The organism is Rhizobium sp. 22-785-1, from assembly GCF_053521965.1.
This window is the reverse complement of sequence record NZ_JBNWDI010000001.1, coordinates 918,067-942,480: the sequence shown is the minus strand read 5'-3', so window position 1 is coordinate 942,480 and position 24,414 is coordinate 918,067. Positions and strand designations below refer to the sequence as shown.

Sequence of the window (24,414 nt, the reverse complement as noted above, 5' to 3'; positions counted from 1 at the left end):
GCCGCCACGTCAGCCTTTGGGCGGCGAGGGGCGCGTGACGACGAAGGTTCCGGCGCCGATCATCACGACCGCGACGATCACTGCGTAAAGCGCTGGTGGCGCGATGATGAAGACGTAAATCAGGTAACTCATTGTCATCAAAGAGACAGCGGCGATTTTGGCCCGACGCGGGATAGCGCCGTGCTCGCGCCAGTTGCTTAAGGATTTGCCGAAGCGCGGGTGGTTCAGCAGCCAGGCTTCCAGCCGGGGCGACGATTTGGAAAAACACCAGAGCGCAAGCAGAAGAAAAGGTGTCGTGGGAAGTAGAGGCAGAAAGGCTCCGACCACGCCCGTGGCGACCATCAGACAGCCGAGACAGAGATAAAATATGCGCATATCTGCCGGTAACACGCGCGTGCCAGACTGACAAAGGAAAAGCGTGTCAGCGCCGGGTGCCTCGCCAAGGGGTTGAAATATCTGCGTTCCGGCTTTATTTGGCTGCCAAAATGCCGGGATATAACCGGACGGAGCATGGCGTGCCAAACCTATAGCGGTTTTGGAATGACGGTATGCGACAACGAAAACGTAAAGCGTGAGAAGCGGATCGCACAGATCGCGAGGCGCTTTGACAGGAAGAAGGAAAACACCATGGCGAAGTTGGTCCACTCGATGGTTCGGGTGCTGGACGAAAAACGTTCGGTGGATTTTTACAAGCAGGCTTTCGATCTCGACATCGCTGACCGCTTTGAGTTCGATACCTTCACGCTGATCTACCTCAGCAACGCCGCAGGCGATTTCGAGTTGGAATTGACGGTGAACAAGGGCCGTGAAGTGCCTTACGCGCTGGGCGACGGTTACGGTCATCTGGCCGTCAGCGTCGAAGACGTGGATGCCGAGCATCAGCGCCTGTCCGAGCTTGGTCTGTCTGTTGGCAAGATTATCGAGGCAGATTACAAAGGGGCATCCTTCGCCAAGTATTTCTTCATCTGCGATCCGGATGGCTACAAGATCGAAGTGCTGCAGCGAGGCAACCGCTTCAAATAAGCCCCTTATGAAAGATGGCTCACCATGGCAGAGGCTGGCGTAAAGCTGGAAGAGAGCTGGAAACAGGCGCTGTCGGCAGAATTTGACAGCCCCTATATGCAGAAGCTCAAGGGCTTTCTGCTGGCCGAGAAAGAGGCCGGAAAGCAGATCTTTCCCAAGGGACCCGAATATTTTCGTGCATTGGACCTGACACCGCTCGATGAGGTCAAGGTCGTGATCCTCGGTCAGGACCCGTATCATGGTCCGGGCCAGGCGCATGGCTTGTGCTTTTCGGTGCAGCCCGGCGTGCGCATCCCGCCCTCGCTCGTGAATATTTACAAGGAACTGCAGAGCGATCTCGGGGTCCATCCCGTCAAGCACGGTTTTCTGGAGAACTGGGCGAAGCAAGGCGTTCTGCTCCTCAACAGCGTGCTCACCGTGGAGCAGGCACGCGCCGCTTCGCATCAAGGCCAGGGCTGGGAGAAGTTCACCGATGCCGTCATCCGCACGGTGAACGAGCAATGTGACCATGTGGTGTTTCTGCTCTGGGGCGCTTACGCCCAGAAGAAAGCGTCTTTCGTCGATCAGCGCAAACATCTGGCGCTGAAATCGGTCCACCCATCGCCGCTTTCCGCCCATAACGGCTTCTTCGGCAACCACCATTTCTCAAAGGCCAATGCCTTCCTCGTCTCGCATGGACGAGACCCGATCGACTGGCAGTTGCCGGACGACGTGTGAGACAGTTGGATCGTTCCCAGAAAAAGAACGATCCGTTCTGATTGTTCACACTATGCGACGAGACCGATCTGCACCATCTTCAGCCCATCGAACAAGGCACATGCTTCCAGAATGAAGCAACCGCCGAAGGATAAGGGTTTTATCATGTTGAACCAGATCAAGGGCCTGCACCACGTCACCTCCATGGCCGGGAGTGCATCCGGCAATAACCGCTTTTTCACCGATACACTCGGCCTGCGCCGCGTGAAACAGACGGTCAATTTCGATGCGCCGGATGTCTATCACCTCTATTACGGCGATGAGGTCGGCTCTCCAGGTTCGGTCATGACCTACTTCCCGTTTCCGCATATCGCTCGCGGACGTCCGGGTACTGGCGAGGTCGGCACCACGTTGTTCTCGGTGCCGGAGGGTTCGCTCGGTTACTGGCAGGACCGTCTTGTCAAAGCAAATGTCGAAGGTCTGAAAACCGATGAAGCCTTCGGCAACAAGCGCCTGCATTTTTCAGGTCCCGATGGTGATGGCTTCGCACTCGTGGAAGTCAAGGATGACGGCCGTGCCCAGTTCACGGGCAACGGTGTCGGTCAGGACCAGGCGATCCATGGCTTCCAGGGTGCGTCGCTTAGGCTGCGCGATGAAGGTGCGACCGCCGAACTGCTGAAGTTCATGGGCTATCAGGAAATCGACCGGCAGGATGGCGTTATCCGTCTTGGCATTCCCGGTGGCAATGGTGCCGATGTGATCGATATCGAGACCATGCCAAATATTTCCGGCGCGCGTCTGGGTGCCGGCTCGGTCCATCACATTGCCTTTGCCGTGGAAAACCGCGCCAAGCAGTTGGAAGTCAGAAAAGCGCTGATGGATACGGGCTATCAGGTCACGCCGGTCATCGACCGCGATTACTTCTGGGCGATCTATTTCCGCACGCCGGGCGGTGTGCTGTTCGAAATCGCCACCAACGAGCCGGGCTTCGACCGTGATGAGGACACCGCGCATCTGGGTGAAGCGCTGCAATTGCCTGAGCAGCACAAGCATCTGCGGCCCTTCCTCGAGCAGCATCTAGAGCCCCTGGATGGCCCTGCCAAGGCTTGAACCGATGCGAAGAGCGGCTGGCAGTGATGGCTGCCAGCCTTGAGCAAAGCAGGCTTCAGGAGCATGTCATGAGCAAGGAAAGTTATATTCATAAAGTACGCGAAGGCGCGGCTGGTCAGCCTATCTTCTTCGTTTTTCACGGCACCGGCGGCGATGAGAACCAGTTCTTCGATTTCGCCTCGCGGCTTTTGCCCAATGCGACGGTGGTTTCGCCGCGCGGCGATGTTTCGGAACACGGCGCGGCTCGTTTCTTCCGCCGCAAGGCTGAAGGCGTTTACGATCTCGACGATCTGGACCGGGGGACACGCCGTATGGCCGACTTTGTTGCGGCGCATCGCGATGGGTATCAGGCAGGCAAGGTCATCGGGCTCGGATTTTCCAACGGTGCCAACATTCTTGCCAATGTGTTGATCGAGTTTCCCGATCTCTTCGATGCGGCGGCGCTGATGCATCCGCTCATTCCGTTCGAGCCCAAAGCGGCGCCCGCGCCGCAAACGCGTCGGGTTCTGGTCACAGCCGGTGAACGTGACCCGATTTGCCCGGTGCCAGTGACCAAGGCGTTTGCCGCCTATCTGAGGGCCCAAGGTGGAGAGGTGACAGAGGAGTGGCATCCGGGTGGGCATGAGATCCGCTCGAACGAGATCGAAGCCGTGCGGACTTTTTTGACCCCCTTTATGTGACGTATGGACGACGCGGCGGCTTCCGGCTCAGCCGCGCCTCCTCAATATCCACACTGGCGAAGCTGCGCCTCATAGCGGATCGCCATATTGGCGGAGCGGCGCGCCGCCTTCTGGATGGCCGTGTTATTGCGCCAAACGCCATTGGCGTAGCCGCCATGGCCGGAATAATAGGCGAGATAGAGATTGTAAGGATCGTTGAGTGCGATGCCGTTTTGGCGGTTGCTGGTGGAGTGATACCAGCCAACGAAATGGATGGCGTCGGTGAAATCGGTGCGGCTGGCATTCCAGCGGCCTGTTTCACGACGATAGCGGTCCCATGTGCCGTCCAGCGCCTGAGCGTAGCCATAGGCCGTGGACTGGCGCTTCCAGGGAATAAAGCCGAGCAGCTTGGTGCGTGGCGGGCGGGCATAGGGCTGGAAGCTCGATTCTGTATAGATCGTCGCCATCATGACCGGAACAGGCACGCCGAACTCGCGTTGCGCCGCTTCGGCATCCTTGCGCCAGTTGTTGAACATGCCGTTGCGCTGTTCGAAAATGGCGCAGGCATTGGTAATCTGCGACGGGGCTGTCGCACAGCCTGCCAGAACGATCAAAAGAAAAAGGGCGACAAAAACGCTACGCATCGCGGAAACCTTTCGTTCCGCACATTAGTAATTCGTAAATCTTAATGCTCGGTTTTGAGACAAGGTTAATGCAAATGCGATCCTGTTAAGGTCTCGTTAACCCGTTAAATGCGGCCCATTACCGAGGCCATCTGATAGAGCGCAAGACCGGACGCCGTGCCCGCGTTCAGGCTGTCGAGCTGCGGCGACTGAGCGATCCGGGCGGAATGGAACCGCGACAGAAGCTCGGGAGGCAGGCCATCGCCCTCGGTGCCGATAACGAGAGCCATGCGCGGGGAGGGCGGGATCTGTCGGATCTCGGTCTCGCCTGCGGGTGACAGGCTCCAGATTTCGAAACCTTGGCTTGCCAGTGCTTCCAGCATCGAAAGCGCGTCACCGCCGCGATGGTACGGCACGGAGAGGACCGAGCCGACAGAGACGCGCAGCGCCTTGCGATAAAGCGGGTCGCAAGAGGTCGTATCCAGAAACACCGCATCGGCCATGAAAGCCGCGGCATTGCGAAACATCGCGCCCATATTGTCGTGGTTGGAAAGTCCGCAGCCCGCGACGACCAGCGAGGCTTCCGGCAGGCTGGCGATCGTCTGCGCTCCGTCGCGGCTTCCCACCCGCACGCCCAGAGCCAATATGCCCCGATGCAGGTGAAAGCCGACGATGGTGTCCAGCACCTCGGCCTCTGCAACATAGACCGGCACGTCTGCCGGAAAATCGGAAAGGATATCGAGGACACCGGCAAGGCGGTTCTTGAGGATCAGGATGCTTTCGGCGCGGAAATCGCCGCCTGCCTTGTGTGCTGCCGCCAGCATGCGCAGCACGACCGTGCCTTCGACGATGAACTTGCCGTGCCTGCCCGTCAGGTCCCGCTCCTTGATATCGCGAAAAGGAGCGATCCGTGGATCGTCGGCTCGCTCTATCGCAATCGGAGCCGAGCCGTTCGGCAGGGCAGGCAGATCATTGCGCATCGATGGTGATGTCCGCGATGAAGCGGCGCGTCTGGACATTAAAGACAAGCGCCTTGCGCGTGCCGTTGGCCAGGCGCCCATAAAACAGCATGTCGCCATTGGCGAAGGATACGTTCTCGATGGTAAAGCCTTGCGGTAGGCTAGCCGTTGCCGAAATCGGCTGGTCGGACGGGACCTGCGTGGACTGACCTGCTGCGGTTGTCGCGGTTTTCGATGGTCCCATCGCCTTGTAGACAACCGCGCCGAAGACGGCCATAAGGCTGATAAACATCACCAGGCCCGACACGATCTGCAAACGGATCATCTTGCGGCGAACTTTTTCCATGGCCGGGTCTAGCGGCTTGTCGTCCTGTTCGTCTTGCTCGATCTGCGTCATCTGGGTCCTTGGAAGTATCGGATTGATCGGAAATAAGAATGAACGACCCCTTTAAACAAGGCGAAGACGCAAGGAAAGTCCTGATTGCTGGTGAGGACGCCGAAGGGCGGCTCGATTCCTGGCTTGCAGCCGAAGTGGGGGGCGATCTTTCCCGCAGCCGTCTCAAGGCGCTGATTGAGCAGGGAGCCGTTTTCGTCAACGGTGCCGCCGTCACCGAGCCGAAGAAGAAGATCCGCGCCGGCGACCGGGTCGAGATCACCATGCCGGAGCCGGAAGATCCCGAACCCAAGGGTGAGGATATCCCGCTCGAGGTAGAATATGAGGATGACGATCTGATCGTGCTGATCAAGCCCGCCGGTCTGGTGGTGCATCCAGGCGCCGGCAACTGGACGGGAACGCTTGTCAACGCGCTTATACAGCACTGCGGCGATAGTCTTTCCGGCATTGGTGGCGTCAAGCGCCCAGGCATCGTTCACCGGCTGGACAAGGAAACCAGCGGCGTGATGGTGGTGGCCAAGAACGACAATGCCCACCGGCATCTGGCCGCACAATTTGCCGATCACGGTCGCACAGGCCCGCTGGAACGCGCCTATAAGGCAATCGTCTGGGGACGACCCAAGAGCCTGCGCGGCACTATCGACGCCGCGCTCGGTCGCAGCACCGACCGTACGAAACGCGCCGTCAAGCGCGAGGATGCCGATGATGCGCGCGAAGCCATCACCCACTACGAAGTGGTCGAGCGCTATCATGAAAAACCGGATGCAACGTCGCTCGCCTCCATGGTGGAATGCCAGCTCGAGACCGGCCGCACGCACCAGATCCGCGTCCATATGGCCCATATCGGCCACCCGCTGATCGGAGATCCCGAATATGGTGCGGCTTTCCGTACGAAGGCCAACCTTCTGCCGGAACCGGCCAAGACGGTAGTCAACCGGTTCCCGCGCCAGGCACTCCACGCCTATTTGCTGGTGTTTGAGCATCCGCGTACAGGCGAGGTCATGGAGTTCGAAACTGATATGCCCGACGACATCGCCGAACTGGCGGATGCGCTGCGAGCTTAAGACAGCAAGTACCTGCGACAAATTTGCGCTCGAGCGCTCTCGATTTTTTCGGAACGATTTCAGGTGAAAGCGGTTTTTCCGGTGTCCCGTGATAAGGTAAACATTGGCTGGTATGAGCGTGGCGCGTTTCCTTGAAACGTGACTTGCGCATACATATTTATGACATGGCTTGAAGCGGGGTCGGAAATGAACCGCGAGAGGTTCGCCTGCGTTATAGGGAACCGTGCCTGATAAAATATAAAGGGGGTGCTCTATGGCCCGCAACAGTTTGCCATCAATTACGGCCGGTGAAGCCGGTCTGAACCGATATCTCGACGAAATTCGCAAGTTCCCAATGCTGGAACCGCAGGAAGAATATATGCTCGGCAAGCGTTACGCCGAGCATGGCGACAGAGATGCCGCCCACAAGCTGGTTACCAGCCACCTTCGTCTCGTTGCCAAGATCGCCATGGGCTACCGTGGTTACGGTCTGCCGATCGGCGAAGTCGTGTCTGAAGGCAATGTCGGCCTCATGCAGGCGGTGAAGAAGTTCGACCCCGATCGCGGCTTTCGCCTCGCGACCTATGCCATGTGGTGGATCAAGGCGTCTATCCAGGAGTATATCCTGCGCTCTTGGTCGCTCGTCAAAATGGGTACGACCGCCAATCAGAAGCGTCTGTTCTTCAACCTGCGCCGCCTCAAGGGACGGCTGCAGGCAATCGACGATGGCGATCTGAAGGCTGAGCACGTCAAGGAAATCGCGACGAAGCTACAGGTCTCTGAGGAAGAGGTCATTTCGATGAACCGTCGCCTGTCTGGTGACGCGTCGCTGAATGCGCCGATCAAGGCGTCGGAAGGCGAATCCGGCCAGTGGCAGGATTGGCTGGTGGACGACCATGAAAGCCAGGAAGCGGTGCTGATCGAGCAGGATGAACTCGAAACCCGCCGCCGTATGCTCTCCAAGGCGCTTGGCGTGTTGAACGACCGCGAGCGTCGCATCTTCGAAGCACGCCGTCTGGCGGAAGATCCGGTCACGCTGGAGGAGCTTTCGACGGAGTTCGACATCAGCCGCGAGCGTGTTCGCCAGATCGAAGTCCGTGCCTTTGAAAAGGTGCAGGATGCGGTGCAGAAGGAAGCCGAAGAGGCTGCCAAGGCACTGCGCGTCGTTGACGCGTAAGCGGCGACTTCTCCATAACGAATTCTATCAAGCAAAAGCCCCGGTGAAGATCTTCACCGGGGCTTTTCGTTTAGTCTCGATATCAGACCGGCTTATTGGCCGGTGGCTGGCGATGCCGCCATCCACTCGCGCAATGCCGTGTCGAAAGCGGACTTGCCGTCTGCGCCCTTTTGCAGGGTCAAAAGCGCACGTCTGCCATTGCGATAGGACACGGGGATATCGATCCAGTCGCGGGTTCTCAGCAGCTCCAGATTGGTCTTGCGTGCTTCGGGGAAGTCGTTCAGCGCGATCATATGGAAATCGTCGGTGATCTTTGCCGGAACTGCGATCAGCGCATTGCCGCGATCCTGCTCGGTAGACTTCATCGCAATACGCTGGACACTGTCGATCGCGCCGCCTTCGAAGCCGGGAGAAACCGAGAAGACGATCTCGACCAGATGGCTTGCAGGAAGCGAGGGATCGGTGTTGCGCTTGAAGGTGATGAGCGCGCTCAGGCCACGGCCGGGAATGGTGATCTGGCCCTGAACTTCCGGCGAAGGTTTGCCGGCATCATCCTTCTCGTTCTGCAGCGACCAGGACACGGTGCCTTCGATTGCAGTCGGAACAGTCTGGCCGAGCACTTCCTCATAGAGGAACATGCGGTCGCCGGTTGCGGCTGCCGGTGCTGCGGTCTGCTGCGCCGCTGCCGGGGTGGCGGGCGTTGCTGCCGTCGCTGTATTTTGAGGCGCGGGCGCTTCGTTCTGCTGGTAGACCGACTGGCCTTCCGCTGTCACAGGCTGACCATTCGGGTTCGGTCCCGGACCTTCGTCCTTCTCGGTGCCATTGGCCAGAAGGCGCTGGGTGAATTTGGTGCCAGTGACAGAGCCGTCATCGGGACGCGCCGCGCCGGGCGTCGCAGCCTGGTTTTGAGCCTGTCCATTGACCGCCGGCTGGTTCGTTGGCGGTGTCGCTGCGCCATTGGCGGGCGCCGATGCGGTCTGCGAGGTTTCGCTGGAGGACGACCCGGTCGAGGTACTTGTCTTGGCAGGGTTGACAAGACCGCCGACCATATCGTTCAGCGTTTCGCGGTTGGCCCAGACAGCGTAACCGCCGCCTGCCAGGACGGCCAGAATACCGATCCCGAGAACCACGCCCGCGTAATTGCGCTTGGGCTTCTTCTTTGTGGCATAAGCAGCGGCAGGAATGCCTGCATTGGTGAAGCCACTATCGAAATTGCTGTTGGCCCTCTTGTCGGAACGGTTATTCGCCGCGCCGCCATCGTAACCGATCAGCTCTTCCAGGTCGTCCCAGGGCGTGCGATCCTTGTCGTCCTTCTTGGCGTCATTCGTCGCAAACGGGTCTTCGTCTGCGCGCGGCAGCGCTGGTGAGGCCTTTGCTGGCAGATCGAGTGCTGCATCCTGGAAATAGGAGGAGAAATCGTCGGTGGCGGCGGTGGATTTGCCCTGCTGACCCGTTTCGACTGCAGCCGCACGATCCAGATGCGAATCCTGCTCCTCGGCAATCTCATGCTGCGCGTCGTCCGACAAATGCCTGTGTTCTGGCTCTACGTTGACCTGACCGTAGTAATTGGCCTGCCCGTCGAAACCTGCCGTGTAGGGCAGTGGCGTGTTTTCATGCAGCACGGTTTCCGTGTGCCGATGTGCGGTTGTAAACGGCTCTGCGTCTTGCTTTTCGTCGCGGGTATAGGCTTCATCGTAGTGGAGCGTGTCATCGTGATGCCCATTCGCGAAGATGGCGTCAGCCGGGCGTTGCTCCGCGTGAAAATGGTCGTCCTGCGACGCGCTAATGGGCGAGTAATGTTCTCCGTTTTCGTCTGCGCGCTCCCAGGGAGCGGGTTCCACGTGGCTGTCTTGGCCGATCCAGTCGCGATGGGCGTGGTCCTGCTCCTGATCGACGTCGGGCTCATGGCGAGCCTCATGATGGTGGAAGTCGTCTGCCGGCTCAGGCGCATAGGCCGGTGCCTCTGGCTCGCTCTCATGCTGATAGGCTTCCAGCCTGCGCTCGGCCTCAGCGTCGTGATGGCTTTCCTGTGCCTCGTAGGAAGAGTGCTGAGCGTAGACATCAGCATCGTGAGCGCGTTCCGTTGCCTGGTACGCCGGTTCTTCAGCGACTTGTGGCTCGTCACGCTCGTAATGGTCTGTTTCTTCATGCGTGGCACGGGCGTCGGGATGAACATCGTCATCATAGTCTTGCCGATGCGCGGGCTCCGCAATCTGGTCTTGCGCAGCATAGCGCTGCTCGTGCGCCACGCTTTCTTCATAATAGGGAGACGACACATCTTCCTGGGCAGGGGCGGCATAGTCCGTACCTGCGTGGTCTTCTTCGATAGCGGGAAGTGCTTCGGAATATTCTCCCTCGACCTCGGCAATTGCCGTATCGAGCTTCATGATCTGCCGCTGGAGCATTTCTTCCGGCGGGCGCGGCTTCATGTTCTCAAGCTGGCGCACGACAGCGCTGCGTGCCTTGTCGTACACCTTGGCCCGGTTTTCGGGAGTATTGTTCGCCAAGCCATCCACGGCCTTGCGAATGACTGCTACAAAATCCGCCATAAGCACTTTCTCGTCGGGACCGGCCGTATGCCGACCCGAAATGGGTTATGAAGTCTGATTGCTGAGGACATTAGTCCTCAAATGGGTCAGTCACAAGTATGGTGTCGTCGCGCTCCGGGCTGGTGGACAGGAGTGCCACGGGCGCACCGATCAACTCCTCGACCTGACGCACATATTTAATTGCCTGCGCAGGCAAATCCGCCCACTTGCGCGCGCCGACAGTCGATTCCTTCCATCCCTCAAGCGTGATGTAGATCGGCTCGACCCGAGCCTGTGCGCCCTGGCTTGCCGGAAGGTGATCGATTTCCTGTCCGTCGAGCTTGTAGCCGACGCAGATCTTCAACTCTTCCAGGCCGTCCAGAACGTCCAGCTTGGTAAGTGCGATACCGGTAATGCCGTTGGTTGCCACCGACTGGCGCACCAGTGCCGCATCGAACCATCCGCAGCGGCGCTTGCGGCCCGTCACCGTGCCGAATTCATGGCCCTTTTCGCCCAGGAACTGGCCGATTTCATCATGCAGTTCGGTCGGGAATGGGCCTTCGCCAACACGTGTCGTATAGGCCTTGGTAATGCCGAGAATGTAACCGAGCGAGCCCGGGCCCATGCCTGAACCGGCGGCAGCCTGACCGGCAACCGTGTTGGAAGACGTTACATAAGGGTAGGTGCCGTGGTCGATATCGAGAAGCGAACCTTGCGCGCCTTCGAACAGAATGCGGGCTCCTGCGCGGCGCTTCTTGTCGAGCAGCAGCCAAATGGTTTCGCTGAAGGGAAGAATGCGATCGGCAATCGACGTCAGCTCTTCCATGATGGTTTCATGCGCAACTTCGGCAGCGCCGAAGCCGCGACGCAGCGCGTTGTGGTGCGTCAGAATGCGATCGACCTTGGCCGAAAGCGCCTCGCGATCTTCCAGATCCATGACGCGGATGGCACGACGGCCGACCTTGTCTTCGTAAGCAGGGCCGATACCACGGCGCGTGGTGCCGATCTTGGTGCCGCTGTTGGAGGCCGCGTCTTCGCGCATGCCGTCCAGTTCGCGGTGCAAGGAGAGGATGAGGGTGGCATTGTCTGCAATGCGCAGGTTTTCAGGCGTGACCTTGACGCCCTGCGCTTCCAGACGACCGATTTCAGCAATCAGCGCATGCGGATCGACCACCACGCCATTGCCGATGACAGCAAGCTTGCCGGGGCGAACGACGCCGGAAGGGAGCAAGGACAGCTTGTAGCTGACGCCATCAATGACAAGCGTATGACCGGCATTATGCCCACCCTGATAGCGCACGACCACGTCGGCGCGCTCGGAGAGCCAGTCAACAATCTTACCCTTGCCTTCGTCGCCCCACTGCGAGCCGACCACGACTACATTCGTCATTTCTTGCTTTCCTGCTCATGGCGCCGGGGCGCCCCTACCTCAAACCCGCAAATCTATACTGCGTTGTTTTACGGAAAGCGACCCTGTTTATGCAGCGGAATTTTGCTTTTGTAGGATAATTGTGCCCATCCTATGGCTGAAAATCGTGCAATTGCCCTTGCGAAGCCATAAGGGCGCGTGCAGAAAATCGGCCCACTCTCCGAAAGAAAGTCTCTCGCCTTGCCCTCCAGAGCCTATCTCGTTCTCACCATCGCCGCTTTGTGCTGGGGCGGAAACGCTGTCGCCGGCAAGCTTGCCGTCGGCCATATCAGCCCTATGGTGCTGACCTTTTTGCGTTGGGTGGTGGCGGTTACCATCATCGTTGCCATTTCCCTGCCGCAACTTGCAAAGGACTGGCCGGTGGTCAGGAAGCGTCTGCCTTACTTCTTCATCCTCGGCACGGTGGGCTATACCTGTTTCAACGCAGCGCTCTACTCGGCGCTGAAATATACCTCCGCCATCAATGCCGCGGTTATCCAGGCCGTCATTCCGGCGGTGATCTTTCTCTTCAACTTCGCCTTGTTCCGGACAAGGGTTCTTGCCGTCCAGATCATCGGCTTCGTTTTGACGATCTTCGGTGTTGCGCTTCTGGCATCGCGTGGCGATCTGATGTCGCTCATCCGGCTGCAATTCAATCCGGGGGATGCCATCATGCTGCTCGCGGTGCTGGCTTACGCGATCTATACCGTCATTCTGCGGTGGAAACCGGCCGTGGACTGGCGCACCCTGATGGCCATTCCGGCCACCGCTGCGCTCATCACTTCCGTGCCGCTGATGGGATGGGAAGTGATGAGCGATCAGGCAATCTGGCCGGAAGCGAAAGGCTGGGCGATCGTCCTTTACACGGCAATCTTTCCCTCGCTGGTGGCGCAGATCTTTTTCATCAAGGGTGTGGAAGCGATCGGGCCAAACCGGGCAGGGCTGTTCATCAACCTCATTCCCGTTTTTGGAACATTTCTCTCGGTGCTGATCATCGGTGAAACGCTCCACCTCTATCAGATCATCGCGCTGCTCCTGGCACTTGGCGGCATTGCCGTTGCCGAACGAAAAAAGCCGCCTGTCGTTTGAGGCGCAAGGCCTGACGACGGGCGGCAGTCGGTCATGATGCTTTGGAAACGATGATCAGTGCTTTGTCGCGGTCTGGTCGAAGCGCTGGAAATAATCGTCGAGTGCCGACAAAGCCTTCCGCCGCTCGATATCCACGCGCTCGCCCCGCTGGATTGCTGGTGGGGCCGAGACTACACTCTCTTCGAGGGATGCAAAACCTCTGGCAAAGCCGCCGGGACCTGCTGCGTCGGCATGATCTGCGATGGACGCGATGACGATGCCACACAGTGCTGCGGCGAAAAGCTTCTTCAACATGTGATACCCCGGTTCGTGTCCGGCTTTGCACCGGCTTTCTTGCGCTTCGGTTATCGCGCCGGGATTTTCAACTTGGCCCGGCGCCTGTTGGAGACGACATTAGGGCTCAAATTTTGCGCTGCGTTTAAATCGATCGGTACAATTTTATCGGTCTTTATTTTTAATGCGGTCGATCGATGTTCTTCGCCGCCTCACGCATTTTTCTGCCGGTTCATCAGGTCGCTGGCGCGACTTGCTAAGCTCTGGCGATCGCTGACACTCTGCGCATCGGCAATGAGTGCTGGAAGGGGAGAGGCGTCGCCTTCCTGTGCTGCCGTCAATGCGATCATGCGAGCGGCGATCTGCCCTATCTCCTTGCGGATCGCCTCATCATTCTTCCTGTCTTTCACGGTCAGAAGCCGTTCGGTCAGCGCCGTGCCCTGATTGCGGATGTCCTCGATTTCTCGGGCCAGTCGTTCGGGGCTTTCGGATGCACCGCCAAGTTCGATGATCGGAACGTTGGTCGGGGCGGGCAACTGCGCGTCGCTTATTTTGCTAAGTCCGGAGGATTTTTCCTTCAGTCTGGCTATTTCCTGGACGCGACGCTCCAGCAGCATTTCGTTGTCGGCATTGCGCGCCATTTCCTTGGCAAGTTGATCTTCCAGTCGCGCGATCTTGCGGCTTTCCCGGTTCATATGCTGGGCGGTTTCACGGGCTTTGACGTCCGCTTCCTCCAACCGACGTGTCATCTCTTCGCGTTCCTTGCGCCAAGAGGTCGCCTTTTGCTTTGCCTGCTCGATTTCCAGATCTCGGGCCGAGAGCGCAATCTTGAGATCATCCAGTTCCCGCGACACGGCGCCGACGCGCTTTGTCAGGTTGGAGATTTCTTGGGTTCGGGCAATGGCCGTTTCTTCGGCATCGTTCAGCTTCGTAGTCAAGCGCGCCACGGCATCTTCATGGCGGCGAGCCTTTGCGCGCAGGTCGCCCGCTTCCAGCGCCATGTTTTCCAGTTGCTGTTTCAAGTCGCGGGTTTCGGCCAGAAGGCGACCGGTTTCGGCTTGAGCGGCCTCGTTCTTGAACTTCAGGGCAAGCGCTTTTTCGCGCTCGGCATCCAGTTCCTGGCGCGTGCGTGCGTTTTCCGCAGCATAGAGCGCGCGGGCCATATCCTTCTGCGCACGCACTTCCTGCGGGCTCATCGGCATGGTCGCCCGCAATCGCTTTTCCGTATAGGAAACGATGCGCCGGTTGATCGCAGGTGCGATCAATGAAACCAGAAGAATTGCGCAGAGAAAACCAAGGCCGAAAATCAGGGCGTACTCAATCACGCGTGGTCGTCTCCACAAGAAGCGCCACGGTTCGAAAACCCTCTATGGCAGCTCATTTCATCGTCGCGGCGCAGACTGTCACGTCAATCTTGCGCCAGGCGGTCATCGCCTTACACGCTGGTCGTGTTCAAGCAGTTTATCGCAAAAGGGCGCGTCTGACGAATCAGAACGGATTCCAGGTGGGCTGGGGCGTAAGCTTCAGATAGCCGACATTGATGCCGAGTCGCGCACCGATGCCGGTGCGGATGGGGGCAATGGTGACGTCGCTGTTTTTTAGAACCGTCATGCCCACGCCTGCGACGATGAAGGCAGAGCCACTGACACCACCATAGCGGCGATAGAGCGAATTGACGGAGGGAAGATTATAGACGAGCATCATGGCGCGGGTGCCCTGGCCGCCGTAATCAAGCCCGAGCGAGGGGCCCTGCCAGAAGACCGGATGTTGCCCGGCATTCTTCGTATAGAGCGTGCCTTCGCCATAGGTCAGGCCCGCGACGAAGGCGCCGGAGCCTTCCTGACCGAGAATATAACCATTCGGCAGACCGTACTGTTGGAATGCGCGTTCCACTACCTTCGCAAGTCCGCCCGTGGTCTCGCCGAAGAAGCCGTGACCGGCATCGACGATTTCCTGAATGGTGTATTGATCGCTGCTTTGCGCAGATGCCTGCGCCGCCGACATAGAAAGGCCCGCAAGGATCACGAAAATCTTGACCAGTCCGAGGCGTGCGATGGTGCGGAGTTGGTTAATTCGCATCGTCAGTTCCGTCCGTCTGTTTGTTACCACTGTCCTGTTAAGACATTTGGCATTTTGAGACCATCATATTAACAATCGGTTTACCAAATATGGTGTCATTATGGCTTAACAATTTCGATAGGGTCCGCGCCGCATTCGCGCAGGAGAAAATTTATGACGACCAAACTCAATCTTTCGCTCTCCGGCCCCGATCTGGCGGCGCTTCTGTGCAGCCGCGTTTGCCATGACGTGATTTCGCCGGTTGGCGCCATTAATAACGGGCTGGAGCTTCTCGATGAGGGTGGCACCGATGCCGATGCGCTGGATCTGATCCGTACCTCGGCTCTGAATGCGTCCGTGCGCCTGAAGTTCGCCCGTCTTGCTTTCGGCGCATCCGGCTCTGCGGGCGCGTCTATCGATACCGGAGAGGCCGAAAAGGCCGCGAAAGACTTCGCTGCTGCGGAAAAGAAGGTTGAAGTGACTTGGTCCGGTCCGCGCGCCATCGTCGCCAAGAACCGCGTCAAGCTGCTACTCAACCTCTTTCTGGTTGCCTATGGCGCGATCCCGCGCGGCGGCAATGCGGATATCGTTCTCGAAAACCCGGAAGGCGATGCCCGCTTCGAAATCACCGTCAAAGGCCGGATGATGCGCGTGCCTGCCAAATTCGCTTCCATTGCCGCAGGCACGGAAGAAGAACCGATCGACGCGCATTCCGTTCAGCCCTACTACACGCTTCTGCTTGCCGAAGAGGCCGGAATGGTAATCGAATATAAGGTGCATGAGGACCGCGTGGTCTTCACGGCCTCCATGGCTCAGGCTGCCGAAGCGGCCTGATTGGATAAATGGGTGGGCCACCGTTAAGTTGGCCCATTTCCTTTGCAGTGTAAAAGCGGCGTTGGCTTTAAAGCGATTGCCCTTTCACTGGCATCGCGACGCGCTTGCTGGGCTCGTCAAAACCACTTCACCATCACCTCGTTGGCATAAGACTGTTCGCCAATCCGAAACGCGGTCTGACCGTCCCGCGTGAATCCGAGGCGCTCATAGAAGACGATGGCGTCCCTATTCTCGCTATTCACGGCGAGCCACACGCCCTTGCATCCTTGCTCACCGCAGAGCTTGAAAGCTTCAGCAAGAAGCCGCTTGCCGATGCCTTTTCCCTTATGCCTCGGCTGAACGTAGAGCGTTGCGATCTCCGTTTCAGGACCGTTATCGGCAGGAGCGGGGATGCGAAGCGTGACGCGTACGAAGCCGTCCATGCCTTCGCTGTTTTCGGATATCAGGATGATCTCGTTCTTATCATCGATGAGCGTTTCGAATTTTTCCGTGGTGAAGGCCGACAGCGCGTAATCGGCGAAGAATTTCGATACACCGTTTTTAAGATAGGTGCCGATCCAGACCTCGATGGACAGTGCGGCAAGGCTCGAGGCGTCGTCTTTGGACGCCGTGCGAATCATCATCACATCCTCTTCTCCTGCGGCATCGGCCTGAAAAATCGACGTCGAATTTGGCAAAGCGCTATACGTCTATCGAGAAAGCTCTGGCATCCATGGCGCGTCCAACGCAATGCACGGCACTCTATGGTCGCGCTATGCGCGGACAAAAACAAAACCCGCCGTTTGCACGGCGGGTTTGTCATGACAATCATGCTTGGGAGGCATGTTGAGGGGATAATCAGGCAGTCTCAAGAAATTCGGCGTTGCCATCCGGCTCGCGAAGCACGTAGCCGCGGCCCCAGACGGTTTCGATGTAGTTCGCGCCGCCTGCTGCGTTTGCAAGCTTCTTGCGCAGTTTGCAGATGAACACGTCGATGATCTTCAGTTCAGGCTCATCCATGCCGCCGTAGAGGTGGTTGAGGAACATTTCCTTGGTGAGCGTGGTGCCCTTGCGGAGCGACAGCAGCTCCAGCATCTGGTATTCCTTGCCCGTCAGGTGAACGCGCTGGCCGCCGACTTCAACCGTCTTGGCATCCAGGTTGACGATCAGCTCGCCGGTGGCGATGACCGACTGGGCGTGACCCTTGGAGCGGCGCACGATGGCGTGGATGCGGGCGACAAGCTCGTCCTTGTGGAAGGGCTTGGTCATGTAGTCGTCTGCGCCGAAGCCGAGGCCGCGCACCTTGTCTTCGATACCGGCCATGCCCGACAGGATGAGGATCGGTGTCTTGACCTTGGACAGGCGCAGCGTTCTCAAGACCTCGTAACCGGACATGTCCGGCAGGTTAAGATCGAGAAGGATAATATCGTAATCGTAGAGCTTTCCAAGATCTACGCCTTCCTCGCCGAGGTCGGTCGTGTAGACGTTGAAACTTTCCGACTTCAACATCAGCTCGATGCTCTGAGCCGTTGCGCTGTCGTCTTCAATAAGTAGAACCCGCATAATTATCCCCTTTGCCGCCCGCGGTCAGTAAATGAATCCCTTTTGCGCGATGCGGATCCAGACGTTGCCTGATTTGCAGGCTGCCACCAAATGGTTAACAAATTCTTCTCTCCTTTGGCAAGGTGTGGAGAATTCATTAAATAGTTCGGGCACTCTGCTGTTTTTCAACGTGAATCCCTCATCGCCAAACATGAACCAACGAATGAGGAAAACCCCGTAAGTGATTCAATCGACTCTACCATTGTCGTGCCCAGTGTTTTTTTGGGCTTGGCATTTACCGACCCTTAAATGATCCGCCTTATCATTAACGATGCCCGTAAATGAAAAGTTAACAGCGCAGTTTTTTTATTAATGTCGGGTAACTTTTGAGAATCATTCCGGCACATGCCGGAGTGGCGGGTTGGTTCCTGTTTGAACCGGGGTCTCGCTATCCATGGAGTATTGAGTATGAAGTCGCGTGACAGCCTAGTTCGCCTGAAGGAATTTCAGGTCAACGAAAAACGTCGTCAGTTGCAACAGCTGCAGTCGATGATGTCCGAATTCGAACGGATGGCCAAGGAATTGGTCCATCAGATCTCTCTCGAAGAAAGCAAGTCCGGGATCACGGACCCCAGTCATTTTGCCTATCCGACTTTTGCCAAGGCCGCACGCCAGCGTGCCGATAACCTGCAGGTTTCGATCCGCGAGTTGAAGATGCAGCAGGAAGCCGCCGAAGCCTCTCTGGAAGAGGTGCAGGCCGAATATGAAAAGGCTGCTGCTCTCGAAAACCGCGATACGGCTGTTCGCGCCCGCGCCTGACGCTCTTTGCGTTAACAAAGGCGCGTTAACCTGACGTCATTGACGGCGGCCAGCTGATCAGGAGGCTGCTTTCAATGACGCTTGTGCTCTTAATCTTAATGATTGCGATCCGCCGGCCGATGCCTGGCGGATTTTTTTATGGCCTGAACTATGCCGTCGTCATTGCTGCGCCGGTGCGGATGATTTGATTGCGCCTCCTTGGCCCGAAGAGGTGCTCATGAGCGCATATGTGCGACGTTAGACGGTTACGACTGCATAGGAAGCGCGGGAGGGGGAGGTGTTACCTGACGCCGGCGTGGCAAAGCGCCTGTGAAGCTCGCAGACCTTTTCGCATGGCGGGTAAACGGCACTCCCAAAAACGAAAACGGCGTCACACCGTCCCGTGTTCACGGGATGGGATGACGCCTGATCCGGATTGGCAGGACGCAAAGAAGTGCGCCCGTGCCGAAACGTCTAGTGGCGGTACTGCTGAATCCGCGTGGTGCGCAGGCCAGCAAGGCCATGATCGGCAATCGAAGACTGCCAGGACAGGAATTCCTCCACTGTCAGCGTATAACGTTCACAGGCCTCCTCAAGGCTCAGAAGACCCCCGCGCACGGCGGCGACGACTTCGGCCTTTCGGCGGATGACCCATCGACGTGTGTCGGCGGGCGGCAGATCGGCAATCGTCAGGGGGCTGCCATCGGGGCCGATGACATATTTAACTCGTGGGCGTATCATTTCGGTCATTGGACACTCTACACAAACTCAAGACCATATGCTGCGCACTTTAGGGAGGTACCTTTAAAAATTACCTAAGCAGTTGGAGAGAATTTTTTAACAATTTGAATGATTTCGCCGGGTTTGTTCGTGTTTTGCGAAACATCAGCCCAAAAATGGGCGCTTTGGCGCTGTCCGGACGCCCAAAATTATTTTGCGCGGGGCGCGTTTTTATTGCTCTTGCCGATCGTAGTGAGACGTCCATCCCCTTATCGGGGAGGGGCGCCCCAGGCGATGAAGTCGGGATTGGCGAGCATATCGTCATTGCTGCGGTCGATCTCGTAGCGCAGCGGAAGGCCCGCCATATCGAGAGTGATGCCGCCTGCCGCGCGCAGCACCGCATCACCGGCCGCTGTGTCCCACATCATGGTGCGGCTGAAGCGCGGATAAACATCGGCAGCGCCTTCCGCCAACATGCAGAACTTCAGCGAGGAACCGATCGAGATGCTGTCGATCAGACCGTTGTCCGCGACGAAAGCCTCCGTCTTCGGGGTGCAGTGCGAACGGCTGATCACCGCAACGGGCAGGGCAGGTTTGGCGCGGCAGCGAATGGAGTGGTTCGATGCCGGTTCGAAGTCGCCCGAGATGAACAGCTTGCGCGCTCTTTCGCCTTCACCCGTCCAGGCGACACCGAGCGCTGGCGCATAGACCACGCCGATTACCGGTTTGCCGCTTCGAATAAGTGCGATGTTGACAGTGAAATCTTGTTTGCCGGAAATGAATTCCTTGGTGCCGTCCAGCGGATCGACGAGAAAGAAATCGCTATCGACTTCAGGCACATGGCCGGTCGTTGCGGCTTCTTCCGCGACCACGGGGATATCGCGATAGTCGCGCGCAAGAGCCGAGAGAATGATGTCTTCGGCGCGCTGATCCGCCTCGGTCACGGGCGAGCAATCATTCTTATAGGTAACGTGCGGACCTGCGGCATGAACCGCCATGATTTCCCTGCCGGCGCTTAACGCCGCTGCGATCAGACTTTCCAGCATCTTCAATCCTTCGAGCCCGATCCCGTCAGACTATAGTGGCCGCAATTGGTTTGCGCTTAGATATTCGAGAGCGTCGTTACTCTACGCATTATCTGCAAAGCGTTGGTTACGCCGGAAGACGGTTATGGTCAAATATATCTATTTGGGGGCAAGCAGGACGTTCTGCGCGCTTAAATTTTCGGGCCTGTCTGCCGCTTTCATGAACTTTTTGATGCCGATTGTGGCAATCCACGAGTGAACATCATTTTTTGTGCATATTTCCACCTTTTTGGCTTCACATTTTTAACGAACGCGATAAGGGTTTGCGTCAAGAGGGACAAAAAACGGCAATGAGAGCCCTCATGAAGCAACATAAACGAGACGCGTTCCTATTCGAGAACGTGTCCAGGGGAAAAATATGGAGTATTTTATCCAGCAGCTCATCAACGGGCTGACTCTTGGATCGATCTACGGCCTCATCGCTATTGGCTACACGATGGTCTACGGCATCATCGGCATGATCAACTTCGCCCACGGCGATATCTTCATGCTTGGCGGCTTTGCCGCGCTGATCGTCTTTCTCATTCTCACCTCCTTCATTGCAGGCCTTCCAGTCGCCCTCCTTCTGTTGGTGATGATGGTCGTTGCGATGCTGGTGACGGGCCTGTGGAACTGGGCGATCGAGCGCGTGGCCTATCGTCCGCTGCGTGGCTCTTTCCGCCTCGCGCCGCTGATCACGGCGATCGGCATGTCGATCGTGCTGTCCAACTTCATCCAGGTCACGCAGGGTCCGCGCAACAAGCCGATCCCGCCTATGGTGACCGATACCTATCATTTTGGCGCGATCACCATTTCGCTGAAGCAGTTGTTGATCGTGGCGATCACATCGGTTCTGCTGTTCGCCTTCTGGTACATCGTCAACAAGACACCGCTTGGCCGTGCGCAGCGCGCCACGGAGCAGGACCGCAAGATGGCGGCATTGCTCGGCGTCGACGTCGACCGGACGATCTCCGTCACCTTCGTTATGGGCGCCGCGCTCGCTGCCGTCGCCGGTACGATGTACCTGATGTATTACGGCGTCGCCTCGTTCAATGACGGCTTCATCCCCGGCGTCAAGGCCTTCACGGCCGCGGTTCTGGGCGGCATCGGTTCGCTTCCGGGTGCCGTTCTCGGCGGTCTGCTGATCGGTCTGATCGAGTCGCTCTGGTCGGCGTATTTCTCCATCGCCTACAAGGACGTTGCCGCCTTCGGCATCCTGGCCTTCGTGCTGATATTCAAGCCGACTGGCATTCTGGGCCGTCCGGAAGTCGAGAAGGTTTAAGCATATGGCAAATATTCCTTCCGACAACGCCGCCGAGAAGAACGTCATGGCCAGAGCGGTGAAGGAGGCCATCATTGCCGGCTTCGTCTCGCTTGGCATGTTCCTTCTTTATGTCGGCATCGTCACCTATCAGGATATCAACAATCAGTTGGTCTGGGGCACGCGCTGGGGGCTTCTGGCGATCTTCGTCGCAATTGCCGCCGTCGGTCGCTTCATCGTGGTCGGTGTCATCGAGCCGCATCTCGACCGCCGCAAGCTCGCCAAGTCCAAGGCTGGCATTCTGGAAATCTCCGAGGAAAAGAATTTTTTCCACAAGCATTTCCTGAAGATCGCGCTGGTTTTTCTGCTGGCCTATCCCCTCGTTGCCGTCTACTTCAAAGGCGCTCAGGGCTCGCTGATCTTCGTCGACAATTTCGGCATCCAGATTCTCATCTATGTGATGCTGGCCTGGGGTCTGAACATCGTCGTCGGTCTGGCCGGTCTGCTCGATCTCGGCTATGTCGCCTTCTATGCAGTCGGTGCCTATTCCTACGCGCTGCTCTCCAGCTATTTTGGTCTGTCCTTCTGGGTGCTTCTGCCGCTTGCGGGTATCCTTGCCGCCTTCTGGGGCGTCATTCTCGGCTTTCCGGTGCTGCGCCTGCGCGGTGACTATCTCGCCATCGTCACACTTGCTTTCGGCGAAATCATCCGTCTTGTGCTTCTGAACTGGACGGACGTGACGCGAGGCACCTTCGGGATCTCCGGCATTGCCAAGGCATCGGTGTTCGGCATCTGGTCTTTCGATGTCGGGGCGCCGAACAACTTCACCAAGGCTTTCGGCCTGCCGATGTCGTCGGGTTACTACAAGATCTTCCTCTTCTACGTGATCCTGCTTCTGTGCATGCTGACGGCCTACGTCACCATCAAGCTGCGTCGCATGCCGATCGGTCGTGCCTGGGAAGCGCTGCGCGAGGACGAAATCGCCTGCCGCTCGCTCGGTATCGATACGGTCAAGACCAAGCTTACCGCATTCGCAACGGGTGCGATGTTCGGCGGCTTTGCAGGCTCCTTCTTTGCTGCGCGCCAGGGCTTCGTGTCTCCGGAAAGCTTCGTCTTCCTGGAATCGGCGGTTATTCTGGCGATCGTCGTTCTCGGCGGCATGGGCTCGCTGACCGGTATTGCTATTGCTGCAGTCGTCATGGTCGGCGGTACCGAGCTTCTGCGTGAAATGGAATTCCTGAAGCATGTCTTCGGCCCGGATTTCACGCCTGAACTCTACCGCATGCTGCTCTTCGGCCTAGCGATGGTCATCGTCATGCTGTTCAAACCGCGCGGCTTCGTCGGCTCGCGCGAACCCACGGCCTTCCTGAAAAAACGCAAGTCTGTCTCCGGCAGCTTCACCAAGGAAGGTCACGGCTGATGGCGTCCGGAAACACTGCGATGAACAAGAATACCATCCTGAAGGTCGAACATCTGTCGATGCGCTTCGGCGGTCTGATGGCGATCAACGACCTCTCCTTCGACGTGAAGCGCGGCGATATCACCGCGCTGATCGGCCCGAACGGCGCTGGCAAGACCACCGTGTTCAACTGCATCACCGGTTTCTACAAACCGACGATGGGGATGATCACCATGGTGCGCAGCAATGGCGAGGAGCACCTGCTCGAGCGGTTGCCGGACTTCGAAGTCACCAAGAAGGCCAAGGTCGCTCGTACCTTCCAGAACATCCGGCTGTTTTCAGGCCTGACGGTTTTGGAAAACCTGCTGGTGGCCCAGCACAACAAGCTCATGAAGGCGTCGGGCTACACCATCCTCGGCCTGCTCGGTCTTCCCGCCTATACGCATGCGGCAGAAGCATCGATCGACAAGGCCAAATACTGGTTGGAGAAGGCCGATCTCATCGATCGTGCCGACGATCCGGCGGGCGATCTTTCCTATGGCGCGCAGCGGCGTCTGGAAATTGCCCGCGCCATGTGTACCGAGCCTGAACTTCTTTGCCTCGACGAACCCGCCGCCGGTCTCAACCCTAAGGAATCGTTGGCGCTCAACACCCTGTTGCGCAGCATTCGTGACGAGGGAACTTCGTTGCTCCTGATCGAACATGACATGTCGGTCGTCATGGAAATCTCCGACCACGTCGTGGTGCTCGAATATGGGCAGAAGATTTCCGACGGTACGCCGGATCATGTGAAGAACGATCCAAAGGTCATCGCCGCCTATCTGGGTGTCGAGGATGATGAAGTGGAAGACGTGATTGCAGAAGAACTCAACGGGGGAGCCGTCTGATGTCTGACACTCTCCTGAAAATTCAAGGCGTTGAAACTTATTACGGCAATATCCGCGCTCTTGCTGGCGTGGACGTCGAGGTGAAGAAGGGCGAGATCGTCTCTCTCATCGGCGCCAATGGTGCTGGCAAGTCGACGCTGATGATGACGATCTGCGGCGCGCCACAGGCCCGCCATGGTGAAATCATCTTCGACGGCGAGGACATTACCCGTGTGCCGACGCATATGATTGCGCGCAAGCGCATCGCCCAGTCTCCCGAAGGACGCCGGATTTTCCCGCGCATGTCGGTGCTGGAAAATCTGCAGATGGGCGCCAATCTCGACAACCTGAAATACTTCAAGGAAGACGTCGAGAAGGTCTTCACGATGTTCCCTCGTCTCAAGGAGCGACAAAGCCAGCGCGGCGGAACGCTTTCGGGCGGCGAGCAGCAGATGCTGTCCATCGGCCGCGCGCTGATGTCGCGTCCAAAGCTTCTGCTACTGGACGAGCCATCGCTCGGTCTGGCTCCTCTGATCGTCAAGGGTATCTTCGAGGCGATCAAGAAGCTCAACCAGGAAGAGGGGCTGACCGTCTTCCTCGTCGAGCAGAATGCTTTTGCCGCCCTCAAGCTTTCGGACCGCGCTTACGTCATGGTCAATGGCAAGGTGACGATGAGCGGTTCCGGCAAGGAGCTTCTTGCCAACCCCGAAGTGCGCGCAGCCTATCTCGAAGGCGGTCGTCACTGACGGTGAAAACTGTGCGGGGATCTCCGGTCCCCGTGCTTTGACAAAGCGCAAAAATTTTATGATTTTGTGCCGTTGCCCATGAAAAAGTGCTTGCTTTCGAAGGCGTTGGGCGCAAATCTGCTAAAAGCCTGTCAGACTGCCTAGCTGGTTTGGCGGAGCAAAAAC

The 24,414-nt window shown here is 57.9% G+C and carries 26 protein-coding genes; 13 read left to right on the top strand and 13 right to left on the bottom strand.

Translation table 11 applies throughout. The annotated features are described in order from the left end of the window. Positions 1–9: 9 nt before the first annotated feature. Positions 10–375, bottom strand: coding sequence for a YbaN family protein (locus ACQZ5M_RS04450; protein ID WP_449079156.1), 366 nt, complete (start codon positions 373–375; stop codon positions 10–12). 252 nt (positions 376–627) lie between these two features. On the opposite strand from ACQZ5M_RS04450, the gene ACQZ5M_RS04445 reads away from it, so the two are divergent. The 4 genes from ACQZ5M_RS04445 (at position 628) to ACQZ5M_RS04430 (ending at position 3,509) form a co-directional block, all read left to right on the top strand. Further along, positions 628–1,023: a VOC family protein gene (locus ACQZ5M_RS04445; RefSeq protein ID WP_296020200.1), complete on the top strand. Its 396-nt coding sequence runs from the start codon at positions 628–630 to the stop codon at positions 1,021–1,023. 24 nt (positions 1,024–1,047) lie between these two features. Next, complete coding sequence (gene ung, locus ACQZ5M_RS04440) at positions 1,048–1,740, top strand: uracil-DNA glycosylase (protein WP_449079155.1); 693 nt, start codon at positions 1,048–1,050, stop codon at positions 1,738–1,740. Positions 1,741–1,884: 144 nt separating this feature from the next. Further along, positions 1,885–2,829: a VOC family protein gene (locus tag ACQZ5M_RS04435; RefSeq protein WP_449079154.1), complete on the top strand. Its 945-nt coding sequence runs from the start codon at positions 1,885–1,887 to the stop codon at positions 2,827–2,829. Between the two features lie 68 nt (positions 2,830–2,897). After that, on the top strand, positions 2,898–3,509 hold the full coding sequence (locus ACQZ5M_RS04430; protein WP_296096780.1) for an alpha/beta hydrolase: 612 nt from the start codon (positions 2,898–2,900) through the stop codon (positions 3,507–3,509). Between the two features lie 41 nt (positions 3,510–3,550). Here the strand turns inward: ACQZ5M_RS04430 and ACQZ5M_RS04425 are convergent, their stop codons facing one another. From ACQZ5M_RS04425 to ACQZ5M_RS04415, 3 genes are all read right to left on the bottom strand, one after another. After that, positions 3,551–4,132, bottom strand: a complete 582-nt coding sequence (locus ACQZ5M_RS04425) for a transglycosylase SLT domain-containing protein (RefSeq protein ID WP_296020191.1) — start codon at positions 4,130–4,132, stop codon at positions 3,551–3,553. A 104-nt stretch (positions 4,133–4,236) separates the two neighbouring features. After that, on the bottom strand, positions 4,237–5,091 hold the full coding sequence (locus ACQZ5M_RS04420) for a TrmH family RNA methyltransferase (protein WP_449079153.1): 855 nt from the start codon (positions 5,089–5,091) through the stop codon (positions 4,237–4,239). Continuing rightward, the gene (locus ACQZ5M_RS04415; protein WP_296020185.1) at positions 5,081–5,467 is read right to left on the bottom strand and encodes a hypothetical protein; all 387 of its coding nucleotides are present in this window, start codon (positions 5,465–5,467) and stop codon (positions 5,081–5,083) included. The genes ACQZ5M_RS04420 and ACQZ5M_RS04415 overlap by 11 nt, the downstream gene beginning before the upstream one ends. A 38-nt stretch (positions 5,468–5,505) precedes the next feature. On the opposite strand from ACQZ5M_RS04415, the gene ACQZ5M_RS04410 reads away from it, so the two are divergent. Then, complete coding sequence (locus ACQZ5M_RS04410; RefSeq protein ID WP_449079152.1) at positions 5,506–6,528, top strand: RluA family pseudouridine synthase; 1,023 nt, start codon at positions 5,506–5,508, stop codon at positions 6,526–6,528. A gap of 253 nt (positions 6,529–6,781) precedes the next feature. Continuing rightward, positions 6,782–7,684, top strand: coding sequence for an RNA polymerase sigma factor RpoH (rpoH, locus tag ACQZ5M_RS04405; RefSeq protein WP_296020180.1), 903 nt, complete (start codon positions 6,782–6,784; stop codon positions 7,682–7,684). 92 nt (positions 7,685–7,776) lie between these two features. On the opposite strand, the gene ACQZ5M_RS04400 is transcribed toward rpoH, so the two are convergent. Together ACQZ5M_RS04400 and ACQZ5M_RS04395 are read right to left on the bottom strand one after the other, a co-directional pair. Further along, complete coding sequence (locus ACQZ5M_RS04400; RefSeq protein WP_449079151.1) at positions 7,777–10,233, bottom strand: hypothetical protein; 2,457 nt, start codon at positions 10,231–10,233, stop codon at positions 7,777–7,779. A gap of 70 nt (positions 10,234–10,303) precedes the next feature. Further along, positions 10,304–11,602 (bottom strand): adenylosuccinate synthase, encoded by a 1,299-nt coding sequence (locus ACQZ5M_RS04395; RefSeq protein ID WP_296020174.1) that lies wholly within the window; start codon positions 11,600–11,602, stop codon positions 10,304–10,306. A gap of 219 nt (positions 11,603–11,821) precedes the next feature. Here ACQZ5M_RS04395 and ACQZ5M_RS04390 point away from each other — a divergent pair, with 219 nt between their 5' ends. Next, positions 11,822–12,709, top strand: a complete 888-nt coding sequence (locus ACQZ5M_RS04390) for a DMT family transporter (RefSeq protein ID WP_296077128.1) — start codon at positions 11,822–11,824, stop codon at positions 12,707–12,709. Positions 12,710–12,763: 54 nt separating this feature from the next. Here the strand turns inward: ACQZ5M_RS04390 and ACQZ5M_RS04385 are convergent, their stop codons facing one another. The 3 genes from ACQZ5M_RS04385 to ACQZ5M_RS04375 all read right to left on the bottom strand — a co-directional run bounded on the left by ACQZ5M_RS04385 (position 12,764) and on the right by ACQZ5M_RS04375 (position 15,067). After that, a complete protein-coding gene (locus ACQZ5M_RS04385) occupies positions 12,764–13,003 on the bottom strand; it encodes a hypothetical protein (RefSeq protein WP_296077120.1) in 240 nt (79 codons plus the stop codon). A 191-nt stretch (positions 13,004–13,194) separates the two neighbouring features. After that, complete coding sequence (locus ACQZ5M_RS04380; RefSeq protein WP_296020168.1) at positions 13,195–14,307, bottom strand: coiled-coil domain-containing protein; 1,113 nt, start codon at positions 14,305–14,307, stop codon at positions 13,195–13,197. 163 nt (positions 14,308–14,470) lie between these two features. Next, positions 14,471–15,067, bottom strand: coding sequence for a DUF1134 domain-containing protein (locus ACQZ5M_RS04375; RefSeq protein ID WP_296036379.1), 597 nt, complete (start codon positions 15,065–15,067; stop codon positions 14,471–14,473). A gap of 147 nt (positions 15,068–15,214) precedes the next feature. Here ACQZ5M_RS04375 and chpT point away from each other — a divergent pair, with 147 nt between their 5' ends. After that, positions 15,215–15,874 (top strand): histidine phosphotransferase ChpT, encoded by a 660-nt coding sequence (gene chpT / locus ACQZ5M_RS04370; protein WP_296020165.1) that lies wholly within the window; start codon positions 15,215–15,217, stop codon positions 15,872–15,874. 116 nt (positions 15,875–15,990) lie between these two features. Here the strand turns inward: chpT and ACQZ5M_RS04365 are convergent, their stop codons facing one another. Next, a complete protein-coding gene (locus ACQZ5M_RS04365; RefSeq protein ID WP_449079150.1) occupies positions 15,991–16,497 on the bottom strand; it encodes an N-acetyltransferase family protein in 507 nt (168 codons plus the stop codon). Positions 16,498–16,711: 214 nt separating this feature from the next. After that, complete coding sequence (gene ctrA / locus ACQZ5M_RS04360) at positions 16,712–17,416, bottom strand: response regulator transcription factor CtrA (RefSeq protein ID WP_113267004.1); 705 nt, start codon at positions 17,414–17,416, stop codon at positions 16,712–16,714. 447 nt (positions 17,417–17,863) lie between these two features. On the opposite strand from ctrA, the gene ACQZ5M_RS04355 reads away from it, so the two are divergent. Next, positions 17,864–18,214 carry a flagellar export protein FliJ gene (locus ACQZ5M_RS04355; RefSeq protein WP_296020159.1) on the top strand — a complete coding sequence of 117 codons (351 nt, stop codon included), beginning with the start codon at positions 17,864–17,866 and terminating at the stop codon, positions 18,212–18,214. Between the two features lie 453 nt (positions 18,215–18,667). On the opposite strand, the gene sciP is transcribed toward ACQZ5M_RS04355, so the two are convergent. Both sciP and cysQ read right to left on the bottom strand, forming a co-directional pair. Then, entirely contained in the window at positions 18,668–18,943 is a 276-nt protein-coding gene (sciP, locus tag ACQZ5M_RS04350; protein ID WP_062426213.1) for a CtrA inhibitor SciP, read from the bottom strand. Between the two features lie 239 nt (positions 18,944–19,182). Next, positions 19,183–19,959 (bottom strand): 3'(2'),5'-bisphosphate nucleotidase CysQ, encoded by a 777-nt coding sequence (gene cysQ / locus ACQZ5M_RS04345; RefSeq protein ID WP_296036349.1) that lies wholly within the window; start codon positions 19,957–19,959, stop codon positions 19,183–19,185. Positions 19,960–20,356: 397 nt separating this feature from the next. Between cysQ and ACQZ5M_RS04340 the strand changes: the two genes are divergently transcribed. The 4 genes from ACQZ5M_RS04340 to ACQZ5M_RS04325 are packed head-to-tail and all read left to right on the top strand — an operon-like array spanning position 20,357 to position 24,249. Continuing rightward, a complete protein-coding gene (locus ACQZ5M_RS04340; RefSeq protein WP_296020151.1) occupies positions 20,357–21,259 on the top strand; it encodes a branched-chain amino acid ABC transporter permease in 903 nt (300 codons plus the stop codon). A gap of 46 nt (positions 21,260–21,305) precedes the next feature. Continuing rightward, a complete protein-coding gene (gene livM, locus ACQZ5M_RS04335; RefSeq protein ID WP_449079190.1) occupies positions 21,306–22,658 on the top strand; it encodes a high-affinity branched-chain amino acid ABC transporter permease LivM in 1,353 nt (450 codons plus the stop codon). Then, a complete protein-coding gene (locus ACQZ5M_RS04330) occupies positions 22,658–23,524 on the top strand; it encodes an ABC transporter ATP-binding protein (protein WP_449079149.1) in 867 nt (288 codons plus the stop codon). The genes livM and ACQZ5M_RS04330 overlap by 1 nt, the downstream gene beginning before the upstream one ends. Continuing rightward, the gene (locus ACQZ5M_RS04325; protein WP_296020142.1) at positions 23,524–24,249 is read left to right on the top strand and encodes an ABC transporter ATP-binding protein; all 726 of its coding nucleotides are present in this window, start codon (positions 23,524–23,526) and stop codon (positions 24,247–24,249) included. Before ACQZ5M_RS04330 ends, ACQZ5M_RS04325 begins: the two co-directional genes overlap by 1 nt. Positions 24,250–24,414: the final 165 nt, after the last annotated feature.

Excerpts from the sequence above, each read along its gene's own strand:
- livM (WP_449079190.1), top strand. The coding sequence starts at position 21,306 with ATGGCCAGAGCGGTGAAGGAGGCCATCATTGCCGGCTTCGTCTCGCTT.
- ACQZ5M_RS04340 (WP_296020151.1), top strand. The coding sequence starts at position 20,357 with ATGGAGTATTTTATCCAGCAGCTCATCAACGGGCTGACTCTTGGATCG.
- ACQZ5M_RS04365 (WP_449079150.1), bottom strand. The coding sequence starts at position 16,497 with ATGATGATTCGCACGGCGTCCAAAGACGACGCCTCGAGCCTTGCCGCA.
- ACQZ5M_RS04330 (WP_449079149.1), top strand. The coding sequence starts at position 22,658 with ATGGCGTCCGGAAACACTGCGATGAACAAGAATACCATCCTGAAGGTC.
- sciP (WP_062426213.1), bottom strand. The coding sequence starts at position 18,943 with ATGACCGAAATGATACGCCCACGAGTTAAATATGTCATCGGCCCCGAT.
- ACQZ5M_RS04425 (WP_296020191.1), bottom strand. The coding sequence starts at position 4,132 with ATGCGTAGCGTTTTTGTCGCCCTTTTTCTTTTGATCGTTCTGGCAGGC.
- ACQZ5M_RS04400 (WP_449079151.1), bottom strand. The coding sequence starts at position 10,233 with ATGGCGGATTTTGTAGCAGTCATTCGCAAGGCCGTGGATGGCTTGGCG.
- ACQZ5M_RS04325 (WP_296020142.1), top strand. The coding sequence starts at position 23,524 with ATGTCTGACACTCTCCTGAAAATTCAAGGCGTTGAAACTTATTACGGC.
- ACQZ5M_RS04435 (WP_449079154.1), top strand. The coding sequence starts at position 1,885 with ATGTTGAACCAGATCAAGGGCCTGCACCACGTCACCTCCATGGCCGGG.
- ACQZ5M_RS04420 (WP_449079153.1), bottom strand. The coding sequence starts at position 5,091 with ATGCGCAATGATCTGCCTGCCCTGCCGAACGGCTCGGCTCCGATTGCG.
- ung (WP_449079155.1), top strand. The coding sequence starts at position 1,048 with ATGGCAGAGGCTGGCGTAAAGCTGGAAGAGAGCTGGAAACAGGCGCTG.
- ACQZ5M_RS04430 (WP_296096780.1), top strand. The coding sequence starts at position 2,898 with ATGAGCAAGGAAAGTTATATTCATAAAGTACGCGAAGGCGCGGCTGGT.
- ACQZ5M_RS04445 (WP_296020200.1), top strand. The coding sequence starts at position 628 with ATGGCGAAGTTGGTCCACTCGATGGTTCGGGTGCTGGACGAAAAACGT.
- ACQZ5M_RS04450 (WP_449079156.1), bottom strand. The coding sequence starts at position 375 with ATGCGCATATTTTATCTCTGTCTCGGCTGTCTGATGGTCGCCACGGGC.
- ACQZ5M_RS04395 (WP_296020174.1), bottom strand. The coding sequence starts at position 11,602 with ATGACGAATGTAGTCGTGGTCGGCTCGCAGTGGGGCGACGAAGGCAAG.
- ACQZ5M_RS04355 (WP_296020159.1), top strand. The coding sequence starts at position 17,864 with ATGAAGTCGCGTGACAGCCTAGTTCGCCTGAAGGAATTTCAGGTCAAC.
- ACQZ5M_RS04385 (WP_296077120.1), bottom strand. The coding sequence starts at position 13,003 with ATGTTGAAGAAGCTTTTCGCCGCAGCACTGTGTGGCATCGTCATCGCG.
- rpoH (WP_296020180.1), top strand. The coding sequence starts at position 6,782 with ATGGCCCGCAACAGTTTGCCATCAATTACGGCCGGTGAAGCCGGTCTG.
- ACQZ5M_RS04410 (WP_449079152.1), top strand. The coding sequence starts at position 5,506 with ATGAACGACCCCTTTAAACAAGGCGAAGACGCAAGGAAAGTCCTGATT.
- ACQZ5M_RS04415 (WP_296020185.1), bottom strand. The coding sequence starts at position 5,467 with ATGACGCAGATCGAGCAAGACGAACAGGACGACAAGCCGCTAGACCCG.
- cysQ (WP_296036349.1), bottom strand. The coding sequence starts at position 19,959 with ATGCTGGAAAGTCTGATCGCAGCGGCGTTAAGCGCCGGCAGGGAAATC.
- ctrA (WP_113267004.1), bottom strand. The coding sequence starts at position 17,416 with ATGCGGGTTCTACTTATTGAAGACGACAGCGCAACGGCTCAGAGCATC.
- chpT (WP_296020165.1), top strand. The coding sequence starts at position 15,215 with ATGACGACCAAACTCAATCTTTCGCTCTCCGGCCCCGATCTGGCGGCG.